This is a genomic window from Corynebacterium propinquum DSM 44285, from assembly GCF_000375525.1.
Classification (GTDB): domain Bacteria; phylum Actinomycetota; class Actinomycetes; order Mycobacteriales; family Mycobacteriaceae; genus Corynebacterium; species Corynebacterium propinquum.
Genome location: NZ_AQXC01000003.1, coordinates 196,951 through 221,777, shown reverse-complemented (window position 1 = coordinate 221,777; position 24,827 = coordinate 196,951). Strand labels below are relative to the sequence as shown.

Below are 24,827 nucleotides of genomic sequence, written 5' to 3'. Positions count from 1 at the left end.
AGCATGACGGAACCACCTCGTTCCCACCGGTACGGACACCCCCACCTGAAGGGCGGCCTGCGCAGTGGTGATTCCCGTCGCGATCAGACCCCAGAACTGGCGTTGCACTGCCCGTGACGGAACCGGCCTACCCGGGGAACGCATCGCAGGCCGCAACGCCCGATCCGCACGCCACTGACGCCGCACCCCCACCGGCATATCACTGGTCTTCTTACTCCAGTCCTTGGTAGCCACCTTCTCATACCTCCATGCTCAGGGTGTTGCGACAACCAATTGAATCCACCCTGTGAGCCGTGGTCAGAATGGTGCACCAAACCTGTTGTTTCTTCAGCACACATGATCGCTTGGTTGAGAGCTTGCAAGGGCAAAACCTGAAGTGCGCATTGAATCCGATAGCGCCCATCCGACGATGCGCCGAGAAAACACATCGGTGACAAACGCGGCATACACAAAGCCTTTCTTCGTGCGCACATAGGTAATGTCAGCCACCCACAACTTATTTGGCCCCGAAGCTGTGAATTCGCGCCCCACCAAGTCCGGGCGCAGATCCGCCACGTTGGGCTTACGCGTTGTGATTGGTGATCGGCCTTTGCCTTTGCCAGAAACACCAGCCAGGCGCATCAGCCGGGCAGTGTGTTCACGACCGATATCAATTCCTTCACGGTAAAGAGCATGCCACATTTTTCGCACACCGTAGACACCGTAATTATCTCTATGAACGGTGCTGATACGTTCGACTAGAGCAGCATCGCGAAGGCGACGAGCACTGGGCCCACGAGCTTTGGACTGGCGATAACCACGCGAGGTGATAAACCCGCCAACCCGGTTATTCTTCAACGTCGTACAGATGAACTCGATTGAGAAACGATCCCGGTATTCATCGATGAATCGGATCATCACCGAGGTTTCGGGCCTGGTCGTGAGGCGAAAAAAGCTGACGCAGCCTTCAGCAGTTCGTTGGTATCTCGTAGTTCTTGGTTTTCACGTCGCAGCCTGGAGATTTCGGCTTGCATATCCTCTGGCATGCGTTCGACAACATGTCTTTCGCGTCGAACGGCTTGCGTCCATTGTCTTGCTGTGTGCCATGAGACCCCTAGTTTCGGCGCCACAATCTTGCACGCTTGTTGCATTGAAAGATTCTCCGCCAAGATGCGGTCTTCCACGAGACGGACCACACGGTCCTTGGCATCCTGGTCAAATTTTTTGGGCATGGTCCAGATTTTCCCATCTACTCAAACGGAACAAAACCTGGGACACTTCAGTTGTGTCTTTTTTGCAAATAGGGACTAAAAAGGCGGGTTTAAGGCGCACTATTTGCAAAAATGCACCATCAGCTGAGTTGAGTGGCGAGACAATCACTGAGTTAAGTGGCAAGACACAGGGCCGCGGAGGCCATACACCCCAACACGGTGAATGTTATCGCCGTTGAAAAGCTCGGCCACTGGGCGGGAAATCGCTGCTTTAGACCTCCCGGAGCTCCTGTTTCAGCCGCGCACCCAGCAGATCCCAGTTCCAATTCTTCACGACGTGCGCCCTGCCCGCAGCACCCATCTCAGAGCGCAGCTGGGCGTCGGCAAGCAAGCCTTGGATACCACGCACAATGCTGCCTACCCGGTGTCCGTTGACTACCACGCCGGTTTCGTCGGTGATGGTTTCCGGTGCACCCCCGGAGCTGCCCGCGACCACCGGGATACCGCACGCCTGCGCTTCCAAATACACGATGCCGAGACCTTCCACGGACAACCCTCCCGCGCGCGTGCGAGCGGGCATCGCGAACACATCCGCGGCAGCCAACGCATCGTCGACGCGCACCCGGTTCTGCTGATAATCCGTGTTGTTCAGTAACAGAGCATCGGGAGCGTATTTCTTCCGCAGCCGTTCCAGGCGCCGGTACGAACGCCCGCGGCCCACCAAAATCAATTGCACGTCCGGGAACTGCCGACGCAGCACCGGAAACGCCTGCAACAGCTTGTCCTGGCCCTTGCGCGGGACAAAACGCGAAATGCACACGATCGTCGGCGCGGACGCGGCAATGCCAAAGGCTTGCTTCGCCTCCACTTGCCGCTGTGGGCTCGCCACCCCAAAATTATCCGCGTTGACCCCGGAAGGAAGATGCACCCACCGCGGGCGGTTACCGAAGGGTTTTTCCAGGCGACGGCGCGTGTAGGACGAGATATACGTCAGCACGTCAGAGTTATTGCCGATCACGCGCAGTGCCTGGCGCGCCCCCGGGATCATGGACCAGCCGACCTCATGGCCGTGCGTGGTGGAAATAACCTTCTTCGCGCCGGCCTGTTTCGCGGTCTTTGCCAACAAAGCCAGGGGAGCGGCCGCACCAAACCATACGGTGTCGATGTCGTGGGTGCGGATGATTTCGCGGAGTTTCTTCGCCGCCCGCGGCGTCGGCAGTAACAGGCGGTGTGGCCAGCGAATCACGGGATAATCCAGCTGCGCGTCGTAGCTTTGGCAGGCGGCGTGATCCCGCGTGGGCGCAAAAACGATGATCTCGTTGGGGTCCAGCAGGGAAACGAAATCCCGTAGATATGATTCAATCCCCCCGATTACCGGAGGGAAATCGTTGGTGACCAGCAGTGTTTTCGGCATGGTCGGTGGTTATAGCGCGTCGCTGAGGTGATAGTTTTTCACTTCGTGGCCGTGAATGGTGCGCTCGTTGCCGTCGATATCCACGCTCTGGAATACGGAATCGTTTTCGATAGCCTCGCGCAGCATTTCGATGCGGTTACCTTGTTCACCTGGGGCAATTCCGGCGGGGAAATAGTAGGTTGCGCCGTTGTCGAGTTTTACTGACAGTTCTTGAACGCCCAAAGCTTTCCTCCTCGTCCTTCACACCGCTGTCCTATAACCGACCGACGATGGGCCGTGGCCAAACAAAATTTGGCCATAGAAATAGGGCCTGTGGTGTTGCTAATTCCCTTGCACCACAAACCCTATCGAAGCAGATGGCTTGGCTCACGTAACGACTTTATGGCATATGTCTCTTTACGACGCCTCTTGCCGACGATTACTTGTCGTCGCCTTCAGCCGCAGAATCCGAATCAGCATCCGATTCCAGCTTGTCCTGCAGCTGCTCGTCGATCTGCGCTGCCTTTTCTGCGGCGTCGGCATCACCGTGAGCAACGGCACGGGTGGCCTCGGAAGCCGCCAGGTTTTCCGCAGCACCCTGGGAGAGGTTCTTGGCCAGCTGTTCGTCGATATCTGCCAGCAGTTCCTCGTCACGCTCGGCTGGGTCCTCAGCCAACTCGCCGGCTTTCTTTTCCGCCTTCTTGTTCTCCTCGGAAGCGTCTGCGTTTGGTGCTTCCAGGTCATCATCGCTGGTTGAGGAGTACACCAGAGTGCTGGTGGTATTCGAACTGTAATCGCTGGCCTTTGGTGGCTGCTCCTGTGCACCGGAGTTGCGCTTGTTCAGCACATAGGCGATGACACCAACGATTGCGGCGAGAACAGCGGCCCACAGGGCGTAGAAACCGACGCCGCGCGAGTTCGATTTTGTCTTCTTGTTGAACTGCTTCTGCGCCTTCTTGGCCTGCTGCTTAGCCGTTTTTTCGGCTTGTTTCTGGGCTTTCTTCAGTTTCTTTGGTGCGTTATCTGCCAGCTTGTCGGCCTGCTTCTGCAGTGTCTTCGAAGCCTTCTTCGCAGTCTTTTTCGCGTTCTTCTTATCTAGCTTCTGGGTTGCTTTGTCCTTGACTTTCTGTGCAGCAGCGTTGGCTTTTTTCTCTGCGCGGGACAGGCGCTTGCGGTTTTTCCGGCCCAGCTTTTTATTAGCTTTCTTGCGCAATTTCTTGGCTTGCTTCTGGGCTTTTTTGGTGGCCTTGGAGAAGTTCTCGCTGGCGGCCTCGCGGCCGTTTTCTACCGTTTCGGAGACGTCGCCGTCGGCAAGTTCCCGGCCGACATCCTGCAGGCTTTCAATGCTTTTTTCTAGACGCGCGTGCGCAGCTTTGGTCAGTTTGCCAGCTTCTTTGCGTGCTTCCGGGAAGTGCTTTTCTGCACTCTTGTCGACGGTTTTCGCCGCGCTTTCCAGGAATTCGAATGCTTCTTGGGACTTCTTGTCGCGGTAATCTTTGAATTTTTCCCAGCCAGTTGAGCTGAGGTCCCGCGCGATGCGCAGGTTGACGTTTGCAGAACTCATGGTGTGTTCACCTCGTTAATCACACGGTTGTCACTAGTTATTAGTTCTAAGGATAGTTGCTGTGAAAGCCGATGTGGGCGATAACAGCGAAAATAAAGTGTTTCCAGCACATCTTAATGGTAATACCATAGACAGCTTGGTTCAGTTTTTCCGCTTGCCGACGAATTATATTCAGTTCGCCCAAGTGCTATTTTTCCAGCATGAACGCCCCACCGAATGGTAATACCTTTCTGGATTCTTCCTTGTTAACTGCGCAAGCATTAGATTGATGCCAACACTAGACAGCTTGGTACACAATCAAGCCACAAACAATCAAGAAACAATCAGCCGGAAGGAGGTGACCAACAATGGCCCCACGAGTATCTGCCTCTGCACCGTTGGATGATTCCAGCGATAACGCGCAGCCACAGCCACGTACCGCATCCGAGCGCACAGCACTGTCTTTCGAGGTCATCCCGCCGCGCCACGACGCCGACGAGAAGAAGATTTCCCACTTGCTGGAAACGCTGGAATCCTACCGGCCGGACTATATCTCGGTCACCAGCTCACGCCGTTCCGGCTGGTTGGATGGCACCGCGAAATTCATCTCCCGCATCGACCGCGAGACCACTATGCGCACCCTGGCGCACCTCGCGTGCACGGCGGGCACCAAGCAAGAAATGATCGCGTGGATCAACCGCCTGATCGATTCCGGCGTGCGCGGCTTGCTGGCCCTGCGCGGCGACCTGCCAGAAGGCGAGGTTTCACTGCCAGCCGATCACCTGCAGTATGCCGACGAACTCGTGCGCCTGATCCGCCAAGTAGAAAGCCAGCAGGCAGCCCGCTTTGCCGCCGGACGCTTGGCCGTCGCCGTCGCCAGCTACCCGAATGGCCACTATCAGGCGCGCACCGACGACGAAAACTTCGACGTGCTGCTATCCAAACAACGCAGCGGCGCCGATCTGGCCATTAGCCAGCTGTTTTTCGAAGCCGAAGATTTCTTGCAGTTCCGCCGTCGTGCAGAACTGGCTGGCGTGCGCATCCCGCAAATCCCGGGCATCATGCCGATCACCAGCGTGCGCCGCCTGCGCCGTATGGCGGAATTTTCAAGCCTGCCGGTACCGGAGCACCTGGTGCGTCGGCTAGAAAACGCCCGGGACGAGCGCGCCGAGGGCATTGCGATCACCGCCGAACTCGTGCAAGCGATGGTGGACAACGATGTCGGCAGCTTGCACATCTACACCCACAACAACGCGGAGGTCACCCAAGAGCTCCTGGACGCGGTCGGGATTCGCCCGCCAACCGCGCCCGGTTGATTCTCTGGCTACGCCCGCCGCACCCCACAACCCCTACAGAACCCACAACGAACACATCACTTGTCTTGAGGAAGGACACGACAAACATGTCGCAGACACCATTCCCAACCAAAACCATCGAGGGCTATCCTCGCGTTGGCGCTAACCGCGAGCTCAAGCGCGCTCTTGAGTCTTACTGGGCTGGCCGCATCGACCGCCCCACCTTCGAATCCGCCGCACATTCGCTGCGCGTAGATACTTATGCCCGCCTGAAAGATCTGGGTCTTGACGACGACTACGCCATCCCAGCCGACGTCGCGTATTACGACCAGGTACTGGAAACCGCTTTGACCGTCGGTGCTCTCGGCGGCGAGGCGGAAGAAGTCAGCCTGGATGAGGAATTCACTCTGGCCCGCGGTAACGCAGATACCGCGCCTTTGGAAATGACCAAGTGGTTCGACACCAACTACCACTACATCGTCCCAGAAATCAGCGCTGACCAGTCCTTTACCGCCCGTCCGCAGCGCCTGCTGAAGCTGGTCGACGAGGCCCGCGAAGCCGGACACACCATCCGCCCATACCTGGTAGGCCCAGTCACCGTTTTGGCTCTATCCAAGGCCGCTGAATCCACCGCCGCTGACGGCACCACCAACCCGCTGGATCGCCTGGATGATCTCGCGAAATCCTACGCGAAGGTTTTCGCCGCGCTGAAGGAAGCTGGCGTGGAATGGGTGCAGGTTGCAGAACCTGCCTTGGTCGCCGACCACACAGGAATTTCCGATGCCGAACTCGCCGACCGCGCCGGTGCCATCTGGACTGAGCTGCTGAGCAGCGAAGACCGCCCGCAGGTATACCTGACCACCCCATATGGTTCGCTGCAGGCTGGCCTGGATAAGTTGCTGGCCGCTGCCCCAGAGGCTTTCCAGGTGGATGTTTCCCGCCCAACCCAGGCGCTGGATTCGAACTACCTGGGCCGCATCAAAGAAGCCGTCGCCAAGTCACCACAGACCACCCTGGTGGCAGGTCTGGTCGACGGCCGCAACGTGTGGGCTGGCGACCTGAACGCGCTGGTTCAAACCGGTGAGGAACTCGGCGTCAAGCACGTCACCACCTCCGTATCGCTGCAGCACGTGCCGCACACCGTCGAGGCAGAAAAGAACCTGCCTGTCGACGTTGCTGGCTGGTTCTCCTTCGCTGACGAGAAGATCTCCGAGGTCGTCGCCGTCGCCGCAGCCCTGGACGGCAAGCGCGATGAGGTTGAGCAGACCTTCGCCCGCTCCGAGCGCGCCCTGCGCACCCGCAAGGAATCCGAGCGCACGCACAACGAGGCCGTCGCCAAGCGCGTCGCCACGCTGCCAGAAGGCCAGGTCGCTCGTGAGCCGAAGTTTGCTGAGCGCACCGAAATCCAAGAGGAACTGGGCCTGCCGAAGTTGCCGACCACCACCATCGGTTCCTTCCCACAGACCAAGCAGATCCGTGGTGCCCGCGCCGACCACCGCGCCGGCAAGCTCACCGACGAGCAGTACGTGGAAGAGCTGCGCGGCGAGATCGCTTCGGTGATCAAGCTGCAGGAAGACCTGGGCATCGATGTGCTGGTACACGGCGAGCCAGAGCGCAACGACATGGTGCAGTACTTCGCGGAGCTTCTCGACGGCTTCGTGGTCACCGAAAACGGCTGGGTACAGTCCTACGGTTCCCGCTGCACCCGTCCCCCAATCGTGGTTGGCGATGTCTCCCGCCCGGAGGCCATGACCACCGAGTGGGCGAAGTATGCGCAGTCGCTGTCCGACAAACACGTCAAGGGCATGCTGACTGGCCCGGTGACCATTTTGGCGTGGTCGTTCATTCGTGACGACGTCCACCAGTCCGTCTCCGCTGACCAGATCGGTGTCGCGCTTGCCGACGAAGTCGCTGACCTGGAAGAAGCTGGCATCGACATCATCCAGATCGACGAGCCAGCCCTGCGGGAGCTGTTGCCACTGCGCGAATCCGACCGCGCTTCCTACCTGGATTGGGCTGTGCGTGCCTTCCGTTTGGTCTCGCTGGAGGCGAAGCCAAAGACGCAGATCCACACCCACCTGTGCTACTCCGAGTTTGGTCAGATCATCGATGCGGTTGCCGCACTGGATGCTGACGTCACCTCCATCGAGGCTGCTCGTTCCCGCATGGAGCTGCTGGAGGATCTCAACGATTCCTTCACCAGCGAAATCGGACCAGGCATCTACGACATCCACTCGCCACGCATCCCGTCGGTCGAGGAGATGGAAGAGCTGATCCGTGCGGCGTTGAAGAACGTCGACGAGAAGCGCCTGTGGATTAACCCGGACTGTGGTTTGAAGACCCGCGGTTACGAAGAGACCGAGGAGTCGCTGCGCAACATGGTTACTGCCCGCAACAATGTGGTGGAATCACTGAAGTAGGCAGAACTAGCCGGAACTAGGCGCTAGCGCCTAAGTCTGGCTTTACCGGACTTTAATTCTGGGGCGCGTCCTTGAGCTGCTGGGCATCATTTTCCAGCGAGCCGAGGATGCGCTCCATTTTTTCTTGCTGTTTTGTCGAACGGTGCTCTAAGTGTGGTGCTTGTTCCGCCAGTCGAGTGGTGCCAGTCGGGTCATTGTCCAGGATGCCTTCGCGCAATTGGCGGGTGCGTTCGACCTCAGCATCGATGACGACGCCGAAGACCAGGCTGGTATTGGCGATCCAGCAGCCAAAGAAAAACGTCACGATTGAGCCCAGCGCACCATAAGAATTCAACGACGATAGGTACACGAAATACACGTATAAGCCGCCGCCGGTGAGGAAGATCAGTACCAGCGCGACGAATGCCCCAAGCGTGAAGATCCGCCACTTGGACCGGTATGGGCGCACGTTTGGTGCATAGTAATACAGCACGGAAATAAGTCCTGCGGCCATGATCACGATGACTGGCCAGCGCACCCACGCCCAGATGGGCAGGATGGCGGTGGTGAGAAATTCAATTTCTTCATAGATGCCCAGTGGCCCCGCGATGGGCTGGATCAGTGTTTCCACGACGGTGACATTGACGACGAGTGCCAAGAAGATCAGGCACACGCCCAAAATCATGGCTACGGATAATAACGCCATGGATGACCAGACGTGCAGGAGTGGACGGCCGTCGATATCGCCGTACACGCGGGTAGAAAACCTGGCGAAGGCGCGTACGTAGGCGGAGGAGGAGATCGCGGCTAAGACGACACCGGCGAGCAGGCCGAGCAGGTTTGTCGACGTGCTGGATAAAACCGTATCGACGGTGTTGAGCACGGTTTCGGTTTGGTTGACCGGCAAAATTCCGCCCAGGAAATCCCACAGCAGGTTTTCTAGCAGCTCGCGGTTATTCGCCATGATGAGCACACCGATGCCATAAAACACTAGCAGCGTTGGGGCTAGTGCCAGCAGCGTGAAATAGGTGAGCCCTGCGCCCATGTCCGGGATTTGTAGCCGGAGTGATTGCACCACGATGCGGCGGATCGTGTACCACCAGCCGACACGGGTCAGTTGTGGCCGTGGCGGGGGAGTGACGGGTTCTGCGCGGTGGGCGCCGGCCATGGTGGTAGCGTCCTAACGATCTCGGGGCTTAGGGGACCACCGTAGTGTACTGAAAAGCCACTGTGAGTGGTGGCAGCGGGGCGAGAAAGGAAATGAGCGGGAGCGTGGTGTCGTCTATAGTGGTGGGCATGAGTAAATCCACTGCCAAGGCAACTTTGCACACTAATCATGGCGATATCGTGATTGAGCTGTTCGGCAATCACGCACCAGTAACCGTCGAGAACTTCGTCGGTCTGGCCAAGGGAACCCAGGAATACTCCACCCAGAATGCACAGGGTGGCCAGGAAGGCCCGTTCTACGACGGCGCGATCTTCCACCGCATCATCGACGGTTTCATGATCCAGGGCGGCGACCCTACCGGCACCGGCCGTGGTGGCCCGGGCTACCAGTTCCGCGATGAGTTCCACCCGGAGCTTTCCTTCGACCGCCCATACCTGTTGGCCATGGCGAATGCCGGCCCAGGCACCAACGGTTCGCAGTTTTTCATCACCGTTGGCAAGACCCCACACCTGACCGGTGCGCACACCATCTTTGGTGAGGTCACTGATAAGGATTCGCAGAAGGTCGTCGACAAGATCGCTAAGGTTTCCACTGACCGCATGGATCGTCCGCATGACGACGTCGTCATCGAGTCCGTGGAGATTTCCGAGGAAGCATAAGCTCGCATAAGTTCTAGCTTTTACTGCTTGTACTTCGTAACCCGGAGTTGGCACACACAGTGTGTCGGCTCCGGGTTTTCTGTGCGGTGTGTACCTCGCTTTGGCACGATATTGGGGCTTATGGACAGTATTGACTGCCTATTGATCACTTATTCACCGCTAATTCACGGGGTTATCCACCGAAATGTATTGTGGACAGAACCCGGGAAGTTATCCACAGCTCTTGTGGATAATGTGGAAAACCATTGTTGTAATTTAGAACCTCAAGTTTCACTTGAATGTTATTTAGGCAGCTAGAGGCACAGATTCCCAGATTTTGTTCCGCAGCTTTGTTCACAGGCGGTGAAATGATGGTCTGTAGTTTGTCCACAATTCACGTTGTTCACAAATTAGTCCACAGCTTGTGGATAACTTTGTCGCCAACTTGTGGTTATTCAACAGAAAAATCCCCATAGTTATCCACAACAATTCACACATTGTGGACACCATGGGGATTATGAGAATCCTGGATGATACGCCGAGAAAGAGCGGGGGCGTTGCGTTGTTGTCGATGGACTGGGGCTACGCCGACTCGCCTGGCTCGGCGCAGCCGATAGAAAATTCCTCGTTGCGCTCCGGGTTTTCTGGGTAATCCAGCACCATCCGGGAGTAAATTCGGGCGTTATAACCACATTCTTCGCGCTTATCCAGCGTCAGCCGAACCGGGAACGTCTCGAATTCGCCATCGGCGCACAGCGGATCGCAATCATTGATCCACGCGGTGCCGGTGGCAGTAGCCGTATCAGCGCCCCAGTTCTCCCACTCGAGATCTTCCACGTAGTAGTTGTTATCGGCACATGCAGTGGAAATCATCTCCGGGCCTTCCAAGCCGGTGACGTGGACACAATCCACAATCGCGGTGGCAGCAACGTCGGTAGTGATCTCTGGCCCCACCAAACCGTGGACGCGTACTAACTGACCGGTTGCGGGAATAACCGAAAAACTCAGCTGATCCACGTCACGGATCACGGTCACGATTTCATCGTCGCCGTCGGTCGCAGATTGTTCCACACCAGCCAAGTCATTTCCGTCGAGCGAGGCCATCAGCTCATACAACGCTTTTTGTTGTTCGCTCGACAACGCCGGGTGCAACAGCAGCTTCAGCACACCACGTGCGGTGGAATCATCCACAGAATCTGCCAGCGCCCGCAGGCTGCCAACATCCGCGCCGGTGGCCTGCAGGTGCACTGGATCCACGGCTAAGCCCCGGTCTACGTTTTGTAATTCGACGGGTGCATTATTGCTCTGCGTCGTGGTGGTACGCACCTGCCCATCGGCGGAGACTTCGTACGCGGTAGACACGAACTCCTCGCCCAAGCGGTCGGTGCGCTCCAGGTATTCCTGCGCGGTGACGGCAATATCCGTGGCATCGGCGGCGTGCAGGGAGGATTCTCCAGCGGTGTGCAAGATTTCTTCTGCCGTGGCCGTCGTTTCGTGGCCATTGAACAGGCTCGGCAACAGGCCGGTACCCAGCGCGATCGCGCTGACGGCAGCGGCAGCACCCAGTAACCAGCGGCCGCGGTGGCCCCGGCCAGCTCCAGCACCAGCGCCAGAGCCAGCGCGCGCCCCACGACCGGCGTGGGCGTCGCCCAGAATCGCCTGCAGGTGTTTTTCGCTGCGGCGTCGTTCCAGCTCGGTCAGCTCGGGGTTGCGTACCGGGTTGGCGTCGGCAAGTTGCCGGGTGAGCTCGTCATCAAAGTGTGTCATTATGGCTGACCTAAATTTTCTGGTTCCAACGCTTCTTTGAGTCTGGTGCGTGCACGGTGCAGTTTCACGCGGGCATTATTTTCGGTGATGCCTAAACTGGCAGCGATATCCGGAATGCTCAACTGCTCCCACGCGTGCAGGGCGATGATGTCGCGATCCGCAAACGGCAGTGTGTTCAATGCGCGGTTGATATCAAGCGACAAATCCGCGACTTGGCTGAAGTCGTCGGCAGCAATCTGGTCAAGCTCTGCTTCTTCTTCCACGTGATCCTGGCGGGAGGATTTTCCGCGGTAATATTCCTTGACCACATTGCCGGCGATGCCATACAGCCACGGCAAGGGGCGCTGCGGGTTGTGCAACGAAGAAAAATTCGCCCATGCGCGCCCGAATACATCCGCGCAGTATTCCTCTGCGGCCGCAGCCGCGACGCGCCGACGAAGGTAAGCCAAAATCTGTGGGTAGTGTTCCCGGTAGATCGTGGTGAAGGCCGCCTGATCGTGCGGCGACCTGGAATCGCTGGTCACAAATAATTCCTACTGCGCGGGGTGCTTTGCGGGTACTAATGCAGGGGTTACCGTTAGGTCCGTTGCTTAGTTGATAGTAACGGTATCAGTCACGCCCGATGAGCAGGTGATGGTGGCGGTGGCGCCTTCGTCAGTGAAATCAGCCGGCAGGGTGACATAGCCGATCAGCTTGCCGACGTCTGCACCCGGAGACATGGTGGTGGACTCGCCGAAGCTGGTGTCCAGATCGGCGCGTACGTCCTGGCCTGGGCAGGTGGCTGCGATCAGAAGCTCTTCGCCCGGCTGTACGACGCCGTCGACGGTGACATCCAAGTTTTCGTTCTGGCCGGTGACCTCAAAAGCATTTTCGCTGAATGGCTCCTGCGCGGAGGTTGCCAGTGCGATGCCGCCACCGGCAATAGCTACGGCTCCGATGATTCCGGCGGTGATAGCAGTGCCACGAGTTTTCATGTTGTTTCTCCTTAACTCACGGGCGGAAAGTGCTTACGTCTTGTTTGTGTCGCTACACCCGGAGTTATTACACGCGGAGAGAAAAAAGTTTTCTTGGGCCGGTGTCACCGCATCCTTGTGGGTTTATGGGTTAAGTGGTAAACCTATTAACTAAGAAAGTTAGTGACCAGAAAGGAGGTGCTGCGCAGTGGCTATCTCGCAAACGGATCCGAGACCCTTATTCCAACAGATCGTTGATGAGCTCAAACATATGATTTTGCTGGGCAATCTCAAAGAGGGTGAGCGCGCACCATCGACGAATGAATTGTCCATACACCATTCCGTGAACCCCACCACCTCAGCAAAAGCGCTGACGTTACTCAATACTGAGGGCTTAGTGGAAAAGAAGCGTGGGGTTGGAATGTTCGTCACTGAAGGGGCGCGTGAGCGAATTCGTGAACAGCGGCAGCGCCAATTCCATGACAATTTTGTTGCCCCGCTTCTAGAAGAAGCACAGCTTCTTGGGCTCACCGTCGACGAAGTCATCGCAGATATGAAAGAGACCGAAAGCACTAGACCGCGAACAGCGGCAGAAATGAAAGGAGTATGACTATGGATACGTCGACGCGAATAATTGGCATCATTGGAGCCAACGGTGCCGGGAAAACAACATTTTTGCGCCGCCGTGCAGCGAATTCCTCATCCGTTGCACTATCGCTTTCTCTCATGGAAACCGAGCTTTTCGGACGCACAGCTCAAGACCATCTTCGCGTAGTACAGCGCGGATGGCAGAGACTGGATGCGGAAGCGGTGGAATCTTTATTGGATTTCCCACTTGCGACACGGATTCGGGATTTAAGCATTGGCCAGCGCCAACTACTCGTGACAGCTACTGCATTGGCAGCGAGAGAGCCATATATCTTTTTGGATGAGCCATTCAATGGCTTGGATTCATCGCAGCGTCAGAAATTGCATACCGCACTCATAACGCTTGTTTCGAGCACTGATGCTCCCGAAGAAATCCTTATCAGTTCGCATCACGCATCAGATCTAGCGACGATCGCATCTGAGATCATCACTCTGCGCGATTATCATGCAAGCGATGCGATCAGTATTGATGAGCTTCGTGACAATCATCCCGTATTGCGTGGTCCGAATGATGCCATAGCAGAATTGACCCGAGAAATGCCGATGGTCCGACAGAGTTCATTAGCTGGTTATAGGGAGGTAGTTCTCGCGCAGCCTCTCAGCGACTCTGCTCGTCGTCGCGCACACCAGCTCGCTATCGAGGTGAATTACCTCAACAATATCGAACTGCTCGATGCCGTAGTAGCTGAAACCTCGCGTTATTCAGAACAAGGGGACAGCTGGCCTGTGAATACAGAAACGAAGAATCCGAAGCAGAACAATCTCCTACTGAAGGGATAAAACATGAGATCACCATTATTTTTTGCTCCCACCGCGCCTTTTGCTTACGGAAGCTTGCTTCTCACCCTCGTGGTTATGGTGTTAGGAAGATTACGCCACATTGATGGTCACCTGTTGTTGTTCGCAACGTTCTTCAGTCTCACAGCAATTTTTACAGTCAGCGCCCGATCGAGCATCCCAGCGTTGAAATATAATGTTACTGCCCGTCGGTGGTGGTCTTCTGCTCTGTTAGCGGTGGTGGCGATAGCTAGTATTTTCAGTCTGGCGGTTATAGCGGTGACGATTTTCGGGCCACTTGGAAGTTCTTACCTGTATTTTTCCGGGGTGACCTCGTTTTTCACCGTGCTAGAAGATGGCGGAATTCCCGCTATGTCGGCAGCGGATAAATTGCCACTAGTTGTCGGGTTGTTTGCCACTTTCGCCAGCATTTTTAGCGCAGCTGGAGGGTTGGGGCTTGCCCTTGGAGTGGCGTCGAAGGTGGGTGCGACAGCAAAAGTTTGTCTTGCCGGAGGAGCCGCGGCTGCGCTGATGTTGGCATTTCTTTACCTAGCGGAACTGGCGAACCTAGCATTGAACAGCGCATCACCCGCAATGGTCATCTTCTATCTCACATTGACTTTAGTAGTCATCGGAGTGACTGCATTTGGCGTTCATCAATATCGCACCGAGTTGCGTGGTGAAGCTATCGCCAGACGCTATGGTCGCTAGCTCCAACTATGCCAGCTTTTAGCGCCAACCCATCGTCATCAACAAACCAACGATGAACAGGCCGAAGCCAATGCCGTAGTTCCAGGCCTGCAAATCCCGCATGAACGGAATCGACGGGCCAGCCAGGTAGTTGATCACGAGGTACAGCAGCCCAGCCAGGATGAAGAAAAACATCAGGCCCTTGTACCACTTTGGGGTGCCGCCGGTGTTGATCTTGACCGGGGTGCGGCTGGCGCTGGACGACTGGCCGGAAAACTGGTTACTAGACTGTGAGACCTTTGCCTTAGGCATGATGCACCTTCATCAAAATCGTCGTTGGGTTAGGGATAGTTTAATGCTGTTTAGTGTAACAGCGCCGCCACCTGATCAGCAGGACGACGACGCCGTTGACTCTACGCTGTTGGCTGTGCTCGGTTACGGAATTGGCCGTGCTCGCTTATCGAACCAGGGCGCGCAGGTTGAACTCGTAATAGCGCACCCGGATCTCTTGGTCCTTGCGGATCGTATCGCCTGGCGCCGGGTCCGTGACCGAAACCAAGCCTTGATCGGTCACCACTGCTGTATCAACCGGTTCCCCAGTGATCAGCTTCGATTCGCTGCCTTCCCAACCAGCATCACGCAGCGCAGATAGCGCCTGTCCGTGGTTTTTATGCGTGATATCCGGCATGTGCATCAGCGCGCCATTGGAAACTTCTACCCGCACATCCGAACCTTCCGGACGCTTAGTTCCCGCACCATCCACGCTGAGTACGCGGTCGGCTGGTTCCAAAGAATCGACGAACTGTGGCTTCGGCACAAAGCCCAACGATTCCAGGGTTTCTCGTGCCTGATTCCAATTCATACCGGTCAGGCTAGGCACGCGCACATCCACGATTTCTGGGCCCCGCGAGATCGTCACCCGCACCTTGGAACCCTTCGGCAAGCTTGCGCCAGCGGCTGGTTCGTGGCGGGTAATCCGGCCCTGCTCCACGGAGTCTGAAAACTCCTCGTCAACATCCGGTTCCAGTTCCAACCCGGCGTCGGCAAGCGCAGCCGAGGCCTCTTGTGGGGTCATGTTCACCAAACGTGGAACCTGGGTATCTTCCTTACCCGTCGACACCGTCACGGTTACCGTGGTGTTGCGCTGCAATTGCGAACCAACACTCGGATTGGTGCGCACGACGTGGTGTTCTGGAATCTCTGGATCGGGCGCGTCGACGATTTCTGGGCGCAGGCCAACCTCTTCCAGCTTCGCGATGGCCTCGTTGCGTTCCAGGCCAATGATATTCGGCAATGACACGGTTTCTGATTGCGCGACGTTATCCGACTGCCTGCGCGAGTCCCGGTCGTTGAGCACACTCCAGGCATAGCCAGCGCCAATCACCAGCAGCGCAATCACAATAAACGTGACTAACCAGCGGACATGGCTTGATGGTTTCGCCGTTGTCGCCGTTGGGGGTGCCGCGTGCGCGCCCGGGGCATTGGCCGGTAACGCTCCCGCTGCACCGGCGGCCATGCCAGCTGCACTAGCTGGGCCTGCCGCACCGGACATCGCGGTTTCTGGGTACGCCTGCTGCGGTTGTGCAGCACGAGTTTCTGGATAACCCACGGTTTGGGTGGGGAATTGCTCCTGCGACGGTGCCACATGCGCGCGGGCCGCCTGAGTCACGGAACCACGAGACAATAGCTCGAGATCCTGGCCCATCTCGGCCGCGGATTGGTAGCGATCCCCCGGGTGTTTCGCCATGGACGTCATGACCACGGCATCGACATTCAGCAATGAGGTCGGCGACAGATCCACATCTGCCATGCGTTCCGACGGCGGGGTGACGTCTTCTTGCACGTGCTGATACGCCACGGCAAACGGGGTTTCGCCCTGGAAAGGAGTATTGCCAGTAATGGTCTCGTAGAGGACACAACCCAGCGCATACACATCAGAACGTGCGTCCGCATTCTTGCCGCGGGCTTGCTCCGGCGACAGGTACTGCGCGGTACCAATCACGGCAGAAGTCTGCGTCATCGCCGAGGTGGAATCATCCAACGCGCGGGCGATGCCGAAGTCCATCACCTTCACCATTCCGGTGTTGGTGAGCATAATATTCGCCGGTTTGATATCACGGTGGATAATCCCGGCATCGTGGCTGGCCTGCAGAGCAGAACACACCGGCTGCAGGATCTCGGCGGCCTCGTGCGGGCTCATCGGCCCGTCGTTACGCAACAAATCCCGCAGCGTAGACCCGTGAATACGCTCCATGACAATGTACGGAATGCCGATACCGTCGATGGTTTCTTCGCCGGTGTCGTAGACCGCCACGATATTCGGGTGGTTCAACTTCGACGAGTTACGGGCTTCGCGACGGAAGCGCTCACGGAAGTTCATATCCCGCGCCATTTCGGAACGCAGCATCTTCACCGCTACATCACGGCCCAACAAGGTATCTTGCGCCGCGTACACGTCGGACATGCCGCCGCTGCCGATGATCTCGCCTAATTCATAGCGCTGCGCCAAGCTGTAATTCATTGTTATTCCGTCTCCTGCTCAGCCGCGCCCTGTGGGCGGGATCCACCAGATTGCTGGCCATTTCCGGCGTTACCCTGCCCAGCCTGACCGTATCCGGCGCCGTTGCCTGCACCCTGGTTTGCACCCTGGCTAGCGCCGCGGTTTGTGCCCTGGTTTGTACCTCGGTTCGTACCGTGGTTTGCACCCTGGTTTGCACCGTGGCCGGATTGCCCGCCACGCTGGCCCACGCCCGAGGTGGCATCGGAGGTATCTTGGCCGCCACCGGTGCCCGCATTACCACCGGATTCGTTACCGGCATTGCCGCCACCTTGACCACCCTGGCCGCCTTGACCACCGTAACCGCCCTGGCCACCCTGGCCGCCTTGCTGGCCCGGTTGTTGATTCGGTCCCTGCGGCGCGTTGCCGCCGCCGGTGCCTGCGCCGCCACCAGTGCCATCACCAGCGCCGGTTCCGTTGCCACGGCCGTGACCAGACCCGCCACCGGTGCCTTGGCCACCGGATCCTTGGCCAGCACCCGAACCTTGCCCGGAGCCGCCCGAATTACCAGAACCGCCGGAACCACCCTGGTTGGCTGGTGGGTCCACCCATTCGGTCACGATCACCGGATCAGTCTCGGTAGGTGGTGTCGACGATGCCGGTCGCGGGTCGCGATCCAAAATCCCGTCCAAGGCATTGCTATAGGTTGCCATGAACCACAGAGCAATAGCGGCAATACCAGCGATCACGACGGCGACAAACATTCCGCAACCAAAACCAGCCCCGGCACCCGAGCTCTTCTTTTGGTGCACCGGCTGTACGGGAACCGCCTGCCCGGTGCCCGTGTATGGCTGGCCGACGGCCGGTTGCTGCACCTGCGCAACGTGGGCGGCCGGAGCCGGAACCGGCTGCGGGGTACGCGGACGCGCTGTCGACGGGCTGGCCGTGCGCGCGTTTGTCACCTGGCTTAACTGTTGGGTCGACGCCGACGGTGCTGGTTCTTGCGCCACCGTCGCCAAGGCTGCCGATTTCGGTGCTGGTGGGCGCTGGCCCAACCGCACCTTGGAAGCGGCCACGGCAAATTCATTGCCATCGGCAAACCGTGTGTGCGCATCCTTGCGCAGCGCAATCCCAATCAATTCGCGCGCCGGGGCGCTGACCTGCGTCGACAAGGCCTCAGGTGCCTGGTTAATGTGCGCGAGCGCCACGGACACGGAAGAATCACCGTGGAAGGGGCGTTTACCCGCTAGCATTTCGTAGCCCACAACGCCCAGCGAATACACATCCGATGCCGGGGTCACCGAGTGGCCTTGTGCCTGTTCCGGCGAGACGTATTGCGCGGTACCGACCACCATGCCGGTGCGGGTCAGCGGGACGGCCTCGGCGGCTTTCGCGATACCGAAATCGGCGATTTTTACCTGCCCGTTTTGCGTGACCAGCAGGTTGCCCGGCTTGATATCGCGGTGCACCAAACCCATGCGGTGGATGATGGACAAACCATGTGCGGCCTGTTCCAGCACGTCGAGCGCGAGCGATTCATCCAGGTTGCCCTCGCGCTGCAGCAGATCCGCCAACGATTCGCCGCGGACGTATTCCATGACGATGAAGCAGAACGTGTGGCCATTATCTTCTGTGACCTCACCATAATCGTAGGTGGCGACCACATTGTCCGACTCGATGGAACGCGCGGCATCGGCCTCGTTGCGGAAGCGATCCAAAAACTCGTTGTTATCGGAAAACTCCGGCCGCAGAATCTTGATGGCTACTTCGCGGTCGTTGGCGTGATCGTCGGCAAGCCACACCGTGGACATGCCGCCGTGGCCAATCACCCACTGCAGCTCATACTCATCGCCGACCAGCGCCTGAATGCTTTCGCGGTTGTTCACATCAGCCATAAATTACTGCCCCCTACCAAAGTCGAGCAGAGCCCGGCCCAGTGGTGCGGCAACAGAGCCGCCGGTAGCACCTTCGCCTTGGCCGCCACCGTTTTTGACGACGACAGCAACCGCCAAGTCTGCATCCGGCAGGTATGCCACGTACCAGGTGTGCGGGGCGGAGCCTTCTGCGTGTTCTGCGGTACCCGTCTTGGACGCCACATCGGGAGCGGAAGCACCGGCGGTGTGTTGTTCCGAGGCCCGCATCATTTCCTCGATGGTTGCTGCGGTTTCTTCTGGGATCGCGCGGTTGAGCGACTGCGGCTTTATGGTCTTGATATCGCGCAGGTTAGAACTGGTGATCTTGTCGACGACGTACGGTTTCATGCGTTCACCGTCGTTGGCGATGGTTGCTGCCATCACGGCTGCCTGCAGCGCGGACATGGTGACGTCGCGCTGTCCGATTGAGGACTGACCCAGGGCGGCTTCATCCGGCAGGTCGCCGAGTGCGCCCGGTGAGGTCGGAATGCCCAGGTCATAGGTTTCTCCGATGCCGAATGCGTGCGCGGTATCGCGCAGCGCGTCGGTGCCGATGTCGATGCCCATTTCGACGAAGGCAGTGTTGCACGAATACTGGAATGCAGTCAGCAAACTCACCGCATCTGAACCGGCGCATGCTTGACCGGCGTAGTTGGTCAACTCGGTGGTGGTATTTGGCAGCGTGATCGCCGGGGCACCGGTCAGGGTGGATTCCGGCCCATAGCCAGCCTCAATACCAGCGGCGGCGGTGATGATCTTGAAGATCGAACCCGGAGGCAGCGTTTCCTGGGTGGCATGGTTCAGCAGAGGGTTACCCTCGGTGCTGGTCAGCTCCGCCCAGGCTTCCTCTGCGCCCTCGCCCACCAGGGCGTTTTGGTCGAAGCTTGGGGTCGACGCCATGGATTTGATTGCGCCGGTCGACGGCTGGATAGCCACCGATGCTCCCTGGTAGCCCATCTCTGCCAGTTGCTGGTACGCGAACTGCTGCATATTCGGGTCGATGGTCAATTCCAGGTTGGCACCGTTGGGTTGCTTACCGGTGATCACATCGCGCCAATTGGTGCTTAACAGCGAAGGATCCGTGCCATTCAGGATTTCGTTGTGCGACTGTTCCAGATGGGAAGCACCGAACAGGTCCGAGAGATAACCAACCGTGGTGCTAAAAGCCGGTGGGTTGGTGGGGTAGTTGCGCGTATACGTCTCATCCGCGTTCGGCAGCGATTCCGCCAGCACTTGGCCACCGGCAGAAATTTGTCCACGCGCGATGGTTTGCGAATCGTAGAAACCGCGCTGGTTGGCGGGGTGGTTGGCGTATTTGTCTTCCTGGAATGCCTGCACGACGGTCAGATTGATCAGCAAAATGATGGTCAAAATGATCGCGAATACGGCGACTAGGCGAATAGATCGGTTCATCGTTTCGCCTCCTGCGAGTAGTGCGATGACTGTGCGGATTGCTGCATGTGGAAGACACCGGTGTGTTCCATTCCCGGTGCGTTGCCTGCGCCCGACTGAGCTGCGCCCGGCTGTGCTGCGGCAGGCCCACCAGCGTTGGCCGCATTTCCGGTGGCTTCATCCGCTGGACGACGCGCGGCATTCGAAATGCGCAGCAGAAGTGCCAGCAACACGTAGTTTGCCATCAGCGAGGAACCACCAGCGGACATAAACGGGGTGGTCAGACCGGTCATCGGCAGCAGGGCAGTGATGCCGCCGACGACGACGAAGATCTGGATGGCCATCGTCAGCGAAAGGCCGGCGGCTAGCAGCTTGCCGTAGGAATCGCGGACTTTCAGCGAGGTGTGGAAACCACGCGATACCAGCAGCGCGAATAAGATCAACACGCCTGCCAGACCTATCAAGCCGAGTTCTTCACCGATGGCGGCGAGGATGAAGTCCGTCCACACCACCGGGATGATATCGGGGTGTCCTTCGCCCAAACCGGTGCCGGTGACGCCGCCCCAGGACAAGCCGAATAGGGACTGAGACAGCTGGAAACCGGTGCCGTCGACGTCGTCAAGCGGGTTCCGGAAAGCGGAAAAGCGATCTTGGATTTTCGCCGACAGCGAGTACACAAAAGCGCCACCGACGGCGGTCAGGCCCAAGCCGATGATCAGCCAGGACCAGCGACCGGTGGCCATAAACAGCATGCCCAGCACGGTGCTAAACAGCAGCAGCACGGGGCCGAAGTCGTTGGATACCGCCATGATCAAAATCGCGATCGCCCAGACCAGCAAGATCGGGGCGAGGTCGCGCAGACGTGGGAAAGAAATACCGAAAAATCGGTAGCCCGCGACGGTAAACAGTGCGCGTTTTTGCACCAGCAATTGGGCGAAAAACATCAACAACAGGATTTTAGAGAATTCACCCGGCTGCAGCGTGAAGCTACCAATCTGGATCCAGATGCGGGCATCGGCGTTGATGGACGTCGGCCACACCAGCGGCAGCGCCAACAACACCAAACCCAGGGCACCCAGCAGATAGGAATAACGGGTGAGCACCTTGTGATCCCGCACGATGATCAGCACCGCGATCAACAGTGCGACGCCAACCACCGACCACATGATTTGGCGGTTGGCCAGGCCTAAGTCTTTTGCCGCGTCGATGCGGTATACCATGATCAAACCCAGCCCGTTGAGCAGGCTGACCACCGGCAACATGACCTGATCGGCGTACGGCGCCCAGATCGTCAGCGCGATATGCGCCACGGCAAACACGCCGACGAACCCGCCGACGTAATACAGAAACTGCACCGATAGCGTCGCGCCCTGAGACAACTCAAAGCTGGCCAAAGTGGCGGCAAACGCGATGGCTGCGACGATGAGCAAGCCTAGTTCTGTCGAGCGAATGAATACTCGGGACATTTAGGACACCTCCCTGCAGTTCACGCCCGGGGTGGAAAGCCCACCGTCGTCGGCAGAATCTGCGCCTGCGTGCTCGGCTTTGTCGGCGCGGTTCACGCACACCGGCAACGCCTTATCGGATAACCGCTGCAGCTGGTCTGTGACCTCGGAATAAGAGCCGGAATCCAGGTGATCGATCGAACCGCGCACGGAACCCGGCAGGTCTGTCAACGAAAATGGGTGGCAATCGCCGGCGGGTTTCTCGCCAAAATCGGTGGTGCGTACTTCGTCTTTTTCGGTCAAGCACACGCGCTGGTAGGGCTCATGCAAGTCTTGCCCGAATAGGGAAAAATCTACGCCGCGTTCGATGATCAGCTCATCAGAATCGGTGGTGGCGATGTAGTACTTGTTTTGTGATGACGAATACGCCCACCAACCGCCGCCGACTACGCCGGCGAGCAGGATTAACACCACGACGGCTAGCGCCCAATTACGTCCGCGTTTACTGGGATGATCGGCGGATTCGTCAGCACCAGGGCCGTTGGCTTCCGCGCTGCTTTTCCCCGCGTCGTGGGCGTCGTTCTTGCTCACGTCCTGCGCTTGTGGCTCTACCACCTGCGGGCGACGGCTCAATGCGGCCGCCCGGCCTGCGGCGGTATCTGGGTGGGCGCGTTCAGCCTCTGGCAACGCCAGCGCACCGGCGCTTACTGGGGCGTCCGGCAACGTGGCAGTGTCGTCATCACCAGCGACAACATCAGCTACCACGACGGTGACGTTATCTGGGCCGCCTGAACGCAGCGCCAGATCAATCAGGCGCGTGGCGGCCTGTTCCGGGGTGCCTTCCCGCAACGTGGTTTCGATGGTGTCGGAGGTGACGGGATCAGACAATCCGTCCGAGCACAGCAGTAAACGATCGCCAGGCTTGGCGTCGAGAATCCGCAACGTCGGATCCACCGGGCGACCGGTATAGGCCTTCAAGATCAACGATTTTTGCGGGTGCGTGGACACATCTTCCGGCTTCAAACTGCCGGAATCCACCAAGGACTGCACATAAGTATCGTCGATGGTGATTTGTTCCAGCTTGCCGTCGCGAAGGCGGTAGCCGCGCGAATCGCCCACATGGCACATGCCAAACGTGGTGCCGTTAAACATCAGCGCGGTACAGGTGGTACCCATGCCCTCGGTTTCGGGGCGTTGCCGCACGGTATCCGCGATTGCTGCGTTGGCATCATCGGCAGCTGTGCCCAACAGGGCAAGCATGTCATTGTCACCTGGGTCGCGGTCCAGGCGCTGCATGGTGGTGACCAGCAGCTGGGAGGCAACTTCCCCGGCGGCGTGGCCACCCATGCCGTCGGCAAGCACCAAAAGATTCCGGCCGGCGAAGGCGGAATCTTCGTTGTTAGTACGAACAAGACCGCGGTCCGAAGCCGCGGTGTAGTTCAGTTTCAGTGAATTTGTCGATGGAGACATCTATGGCACCAGCCTCAGTAGTGAACGCCCCAGTTTAATATCAGTTCCCACGGCGATGCGTTCTGGCTGGTCAATGCGGGCGCCAGAGACGAAGGTGCCGTTTCGGGAGTCCAAATCCTCGACGAACCATTCGCTGCCACGGCGGAACAGCCGGGCGTGGCGCGACGAGGCGTAATCATCACCGACGACGAAATCACAATCTGGTGCCCGGCCGACGGTGAACTCCTCTAGCGAACTAATTTGCATGTGCGAGCCACGCAAAGGCCCTTCAATCACCGTGATTTGGGCGGCTGGCTTGCGGGAACGTGGAGCCGGTGCCACAAAACCAGTGTTGCTTGCGGCCTTTGGTGCGGTGCCCGCCGCAGCGAACTTGGCGTCGCGGCGCATGGCATTAAGCGCCACCAGAATGAACAGCCACAACAGCACTAGTAGGCCGATGCGTAGCCCAAACACGAGGACTGAATCCATGGTGGCCTTCCTTCGCTAGGAGTCGGGATTAAGAATTAGGGTAAGTAATACGGACTTCAATATGAGAGTGTCCCACAGTAATGACGTCTCCGTCAGCTAGGAGCCAATTTTCGATTGGTGTGTCATTCACAGTTGTGCCGTTGGTCGACTGCAGGTCTACCAGGATGGCATCGCGGCCGTCCCAGGTGATCTCCGCGTGCTGCCGGGACACGCCGGTGTCTGGGATGCGTAGGTCGGCGTCGTTGCTGCGTCCGATGACGTTGGAGCCTTCTTCCACCAAGTAGCTGCGCGAAGAACCATCTTGCAGCATCAGGGAGACGCGGGTGGTTTCTTCTTCTGGCTGCCGATTCTGGCTTTCCCGGTTTTGCTTGTCGACGTCTTCGCTCCGGAACATCGTCGTCGTGGCGTCTTGTGCTGCCGGTTGGTTCGATCCGGCGGAATACGGGGAGCTAGTCATGGCAGGGGATTCCTCCTGTTGGCTGCTGGTGCGGTGACCAGTGCCATCGTTTTCGGGATTATCGTTATCGTCATGGGTGATGATGGCGTCGAAGCCGGAGTGGTCTACCGGCTGCGCATCAGCAAAAGATGAGACCCGTAGCTGACCGGTGCGCAGGCCGGATTCTTCGGCGATGCGCACGATCACGGGGCCAAAGGTTTCCATGCCCTCATTGCGTAAGAAACGCGCCAGCTGGTCCGCCAGGCTGATGGGCAGTTGCCTGTCTCGGGAAAGATTCTCCAGGTCCTTCGAGGAAACTCCCACGGCGTACACGTTGGGAACGTAGCCGCGGGCGGTCGCGGAAAGATTATCTTGGGCTTCTTGTTTGAGAAGCTCTTCAATTTCCGCTGGCACGACCTTGCCGCCGAAAATCAGGGCAATGCCGTTGTCGAGGCCGCGCTGCATGGCGCTGTCGAGCTTGGCAAACCGGGACATTAATGCCATTGCGCGAGCCCTCCTTTCTGGATCCGAATACTGGGTGTTTCTTTCAGTCAACCTTGCGGGTATCCGCGATTGATGGAAGCTGGCTGAAAACCAAGTGTGTCCCAGTATAAAGTGTCCTAGGTCAAAAAACGTAAGTCAGCCCGGTGTGGTTAGCGGGTTTTTGCAGGATTTTTCCGGAATTTCTTCCTGGGAAATACTGCGATTGAGCTGCTGATTTGCTAATTAGTGCGGGAATCGTGTT

General features: G+C 58.1%; 23 protein-coding genes and 2 pseudogenes. 7 read left to right on the top strand and 18 right to left on the bottom strand.

Translation table 11 applies throughout. The annotated features are described in order from the left end of the window. The 6 genes and pseudogenes from B142_RS13175 to B142_RS0104400 form a co-directional block, all read right to left on the bottom strand. A pseudogene (locus tag B142_RS13175) lies at positions 1 to 198 on the bottom strand (IS30 family transposase); the annotation flags it as partial. Between the two features lie 129 nt (positions 199 to 327). Next, entirely contained in the window at positions 328 to 897 is a 570-nt protein-coding gene (locus B142_RS0104420; RefSeq protein WP_026167836.1) for an IS3 family transposase, read from the bottom strand. Then, a pseudogene (locus B142_RS0104415) lies at positions 897 to 1,257 on the bottom strand (transposase). Before B142_RS0104415 ends, B142_RS0104420 begins: the two are co-directional and overlap by 1 nt. Before the next feature lie 204 nt (positions 1,258 to 1,461). After that, on the bottom strand, positions 1,462 to 2,604 hold the full coding sequence (locus tag B142_RS0104410) for a glycosyltransferase family 4 protein (protein ID WP_018120339.1): 1,143 nt from the start codon (positions 2,602 to 2,604) through the stop codon (positions 1,462 to 1,464). Between the two features lie 9 nt (positions 2,605 to 2,613). Further along, positions 2,614 to 2,826: a hypothetical protein gene (locus B142_RS0104405; RefSeq protein WP_018120338.1), complete on the bottom strand. Its 213-nt coding sequence runs from the start codon at positions 2,824 to 2,826 to the stop codon at positions 2,614 to 2,616. Between the two features lie 196 nt (positions 2,827 to 3,022). Then, a complete protein-coding gene (locus tag B142_RS0104400) occupies positions 3,023 to 4,147 on the bottom strand; it encodes a hypothetical protein (RefSeq protein WP_018120337.1) in 1,125 nt (374 codons plus the stop codon). A gap of 61 nt (positions 4,148 to 4,208) precedes the next feature. Here B142_RS0104400 and B142_RS13475 point away from each other — a divergent pair, with 61 nt between their 5' ends. The 3 genes from B142_RS13475 (at position 4,209) to metE (ending at position 7,841) form a co-directional block, all read left to right on the top strand. After that, positions 4,209 to 4,370, top strand: coding sequence for a hypothetical protein (locus B142_RS13475; protein ID WP_018120336.1), 162 nt, complete (start codon positions 4,209 to 4,211; stop codon positions 4,368 to 4,370). Between the two features lie 124 nt (positions 4,371 to 4,494). Next, on the top strand, positions 4,495 to 5,442 hold the full coding sequence (locus B142_RS0104390) for a methylenetetrahydrofolate reductase (protein ID WP_018120335.1): 948 nt from the start codon (positions 4,495 to 4,497) through the stop codon (positions 5,440 to 5,442). Between the two features lie 86 nt (positions 5,443 to 5,528). Continuing rightward, positions 5,529 to 7,841, top strand: a complete 2,313-nt coding sequence (gene metE, locus B142_RS0104385; RefSeq protein ID WP_018120334.1) for a 5-methyltetrahydropteroyltriglutamate--homocysteine S-methyltransferase — start codon at positions 5,529 to 5,531, stop codon at positions 7,839 to 7,841. Between the two features lie 52 nt (positions 7,842 to 7,893). Here the strand turns inward: metE and B142_RS11895 are convergent, their stop codons facing one another. Further along, a complete protein-coding gene (locus tag B142_RS11895; protein ID WP_018120333.1) occupies positions 7,894 to 8,988 on the bottom strand; it encodes a YihY/virulence factor BrkB family protein in 1,095 nt (364 codons plus the stop codon). Between the two features lie 128 nt (positions 8,989 to 9,116). Here B142_RS11895 and B142_RS0104375 point away from each other — a divergent pair, with 128 nt between their 5' ends. Continuing rightward, positions 9,117 to 9,647 (top strand): peptidylprolyl isomerase, encoded by a 531-nt coding sequence (locus tag B142_RS0104375; protein ID WP_023018627.1) that lies wholly within the window; start codon positions 9,117 to 9,119, stop codon positions 9,645 to 9,647. Between the two features lie 561 nt (positions 9,648 to 10,208). Here B142_RS0104375 and B142_RS0104370 read toward each other — a convergent pair. The 3 genes from B142_RS0104370 to B142_RS0104360 all read right to left on the bottom strand — a co-directional run bounded on the left by B142_RS0104370 (position 10,209) and on the right by B142_RS0104360 (position 12,367). Further along, on the bottom strand, positions 10,209 to 11,393 hold the full coding sequence (locus tag B142_RS0104370) for a hypothetical protein (protein ID WP_018120331.1): 1,185 nt from the start codon (positions 11,391 to 11,393) through the stop codon (positions 10,209 to 10,211). Further along, the gene (locus B142_RS0104365; RefSeq protein WP_018120330.1) at positions 11,393 to 11,917 is read right to left on the bottom strand and encodes an RNA polymerase sigma factor; all 525 of its coding nucleotides are present in this window, start codon (positions 11,915 to 11,917) and stop codon (positions 11,393 to 11,395) included. Before B142_RS0104365 ends, B142_RS0104370 begins: the two co-directional genes overlap by 1 nt. A gap of 66 nt (positions 11,918 to 11,983) precedes the next feature. After that, positions 11,984 to 12,367: a hypothetical protein gene (locus B142_RS0104360; protein WP_018120329.1), complete on the bottom strand. Its 384-nt coding sequence runs from the start codon at positions 12,365 to 12,367 to the stop codon at positions 11,984 to 11,986. Positions 12,368 to 12,554: 187 nt separating this feature from the next. On the opposite strand from B142_RS0104360, the gene B142_RS0104355 reads away from it, so the two are divergent. From B142_RS0104355 to B142_RS0104345, 3 genes are read left to right on the top strand one after another with little or no spacing between them, the layout of a single operon-like run. Then, positions 12,555 to 12,956: a GntR family transcriptional regulator gene (locus B142_RS0104355; protein WP_018120328.1), complete on the top strand. Its 402-nt coding sequence runs from the start codon at positions 12,555 to 12,557 to the stop codon at positions 12,954 to 12,956. 2 nt (positions 12,957 to 12,958) lie between these two features. Continuing rightward, positions 12,959 to 13,774: an ATP-binding cassette domain-containing protein gene (locus B142_RS11890; protein WP_049149829.1), complete on the top strand. Its 816-nt coding sequence runs from the start codon at positions 12,959 to 12,961 to the stop codon at positions 13,772 to 13,774. Between the two features lie 3 nt (positions 13,775 to 13,777). Further along, complete coding sequence (locus tag B142_RS0104345) at positions 13,778 to 14,482, top strand: hypothetical protein (RefSeq protein ID WP_018120326.1); 705 nt, start codon at positions 13,778 to 13,780, stop codon at positions 14,480 to 14,482. Between the two features lie 18 nt (positions 14,483 to 14,500). Here the strand turns inward: B142_RS0104345 and crgA are convergent, their stop codons facing one another. From crgA to B142_RS0104305, 8 genes are all read right to left on the bottom strand, one after another. Continuing rightward, complete coding sequence (gene crgA / locus B142_RS0104340) at positions 14,501 to 14,773, bottom strand: cell division protein CrgA (RefSeq protein ID WP_018120325.1); 273 nt, start codon at positions 14,771 to 14,773, stop codon at positions 14,501 to 14,503. Between the two features lie 145 nt (positions 14,774 to 14,918). Then, positions 14,919 to 16,982, bottom strand: coding sequence for a Stk1 family PASTA domain-containing Ser/Thr kinase (pknB, locus tag B142_RS0104335; protein WP_018120324.1), 2,064 nt, complete (start codon positions 16,980 to 16,982; stop codon positions 14,919 to 14,921). 2 nt (positions 16,983 to 16,984) lie between these two features. Beyond that, a complete protein-coding gene (locus tag B142_RS13955; RefSeq protein ID WP_236588407.1) occupies positions 16,985 to 18,853 on the bottom strand; it encodes a serine/threonine-protein kinase in 1,869 nt (622 codons plus the stop codon). A 3-nt stretch (positions 18,854 to 18,856) separates the two neighbouring features. Beyond that, complete coding sequence (locus B142_RS0104325; protein WP_018120323.1) at positions 18,857 to 20,284, bottom strand: penicillin-binding transpeptidase domain-containing protein; 1,428 nt, start codon at positions 20,282 to 20,284, stop codon at positions 18,857 to 18,859. Then, positions 20,281 to 21,729, bottom strand: coding sequence for an FtsW/RodA/SpoVE family cell cycle protein (locus B142_RS0104320; RefSeq protein ID WP_018120322.1), 1,449 nt, complete (start codon positions 21,727 to 21,729; stop codon positions 20,281 to 20,283). Before B142_RS0104320 ends, B142_RS0104325 begins: the two co-directional genes overlap by 4 nt. Next, complete coding sequence (locus tag B142_RS0104315; protein WP_018120321.1) at positions 21,730 to 23,178, bottom strand: PP2C family protein-serine/threonine phosphatase; 1,449 nt, start codon at positions 23,176 to 23,178, stop codon at positions 21,730 to 21,732. Further along, on the bottom strand, positions 23,179 to 23,646 hold the full coding sequence (locus B142_RS0104310) for an FHA domain-containing protein FhaB/FipA (RefSeq protein ID WP_018120320.1): 468 nt from the start codon (positions 23,644 to 23,646) through the stop codon (positions 23,179 to 23,181). It abuts the gene before it with no gap. A gap of 28 nt (positions 23,647 to 23,674) precedes the next feature. Then, positions 23,675 to 24,586 carry a DUF3662 and FHA domain-containing protein gene (locus B142_RS0104305; RefSeq protein WP_018120319.1) on the bottom strand — a complete coding sequence of 304 codons (912 nt, stop codon included), beginning with the start codon at positions 24,584 to 24,586 and terminating at the stop codon, positions 23,675 to 23,677. Positions 24,587 to 24,827 lie beyond the last annotated feature (241 nt).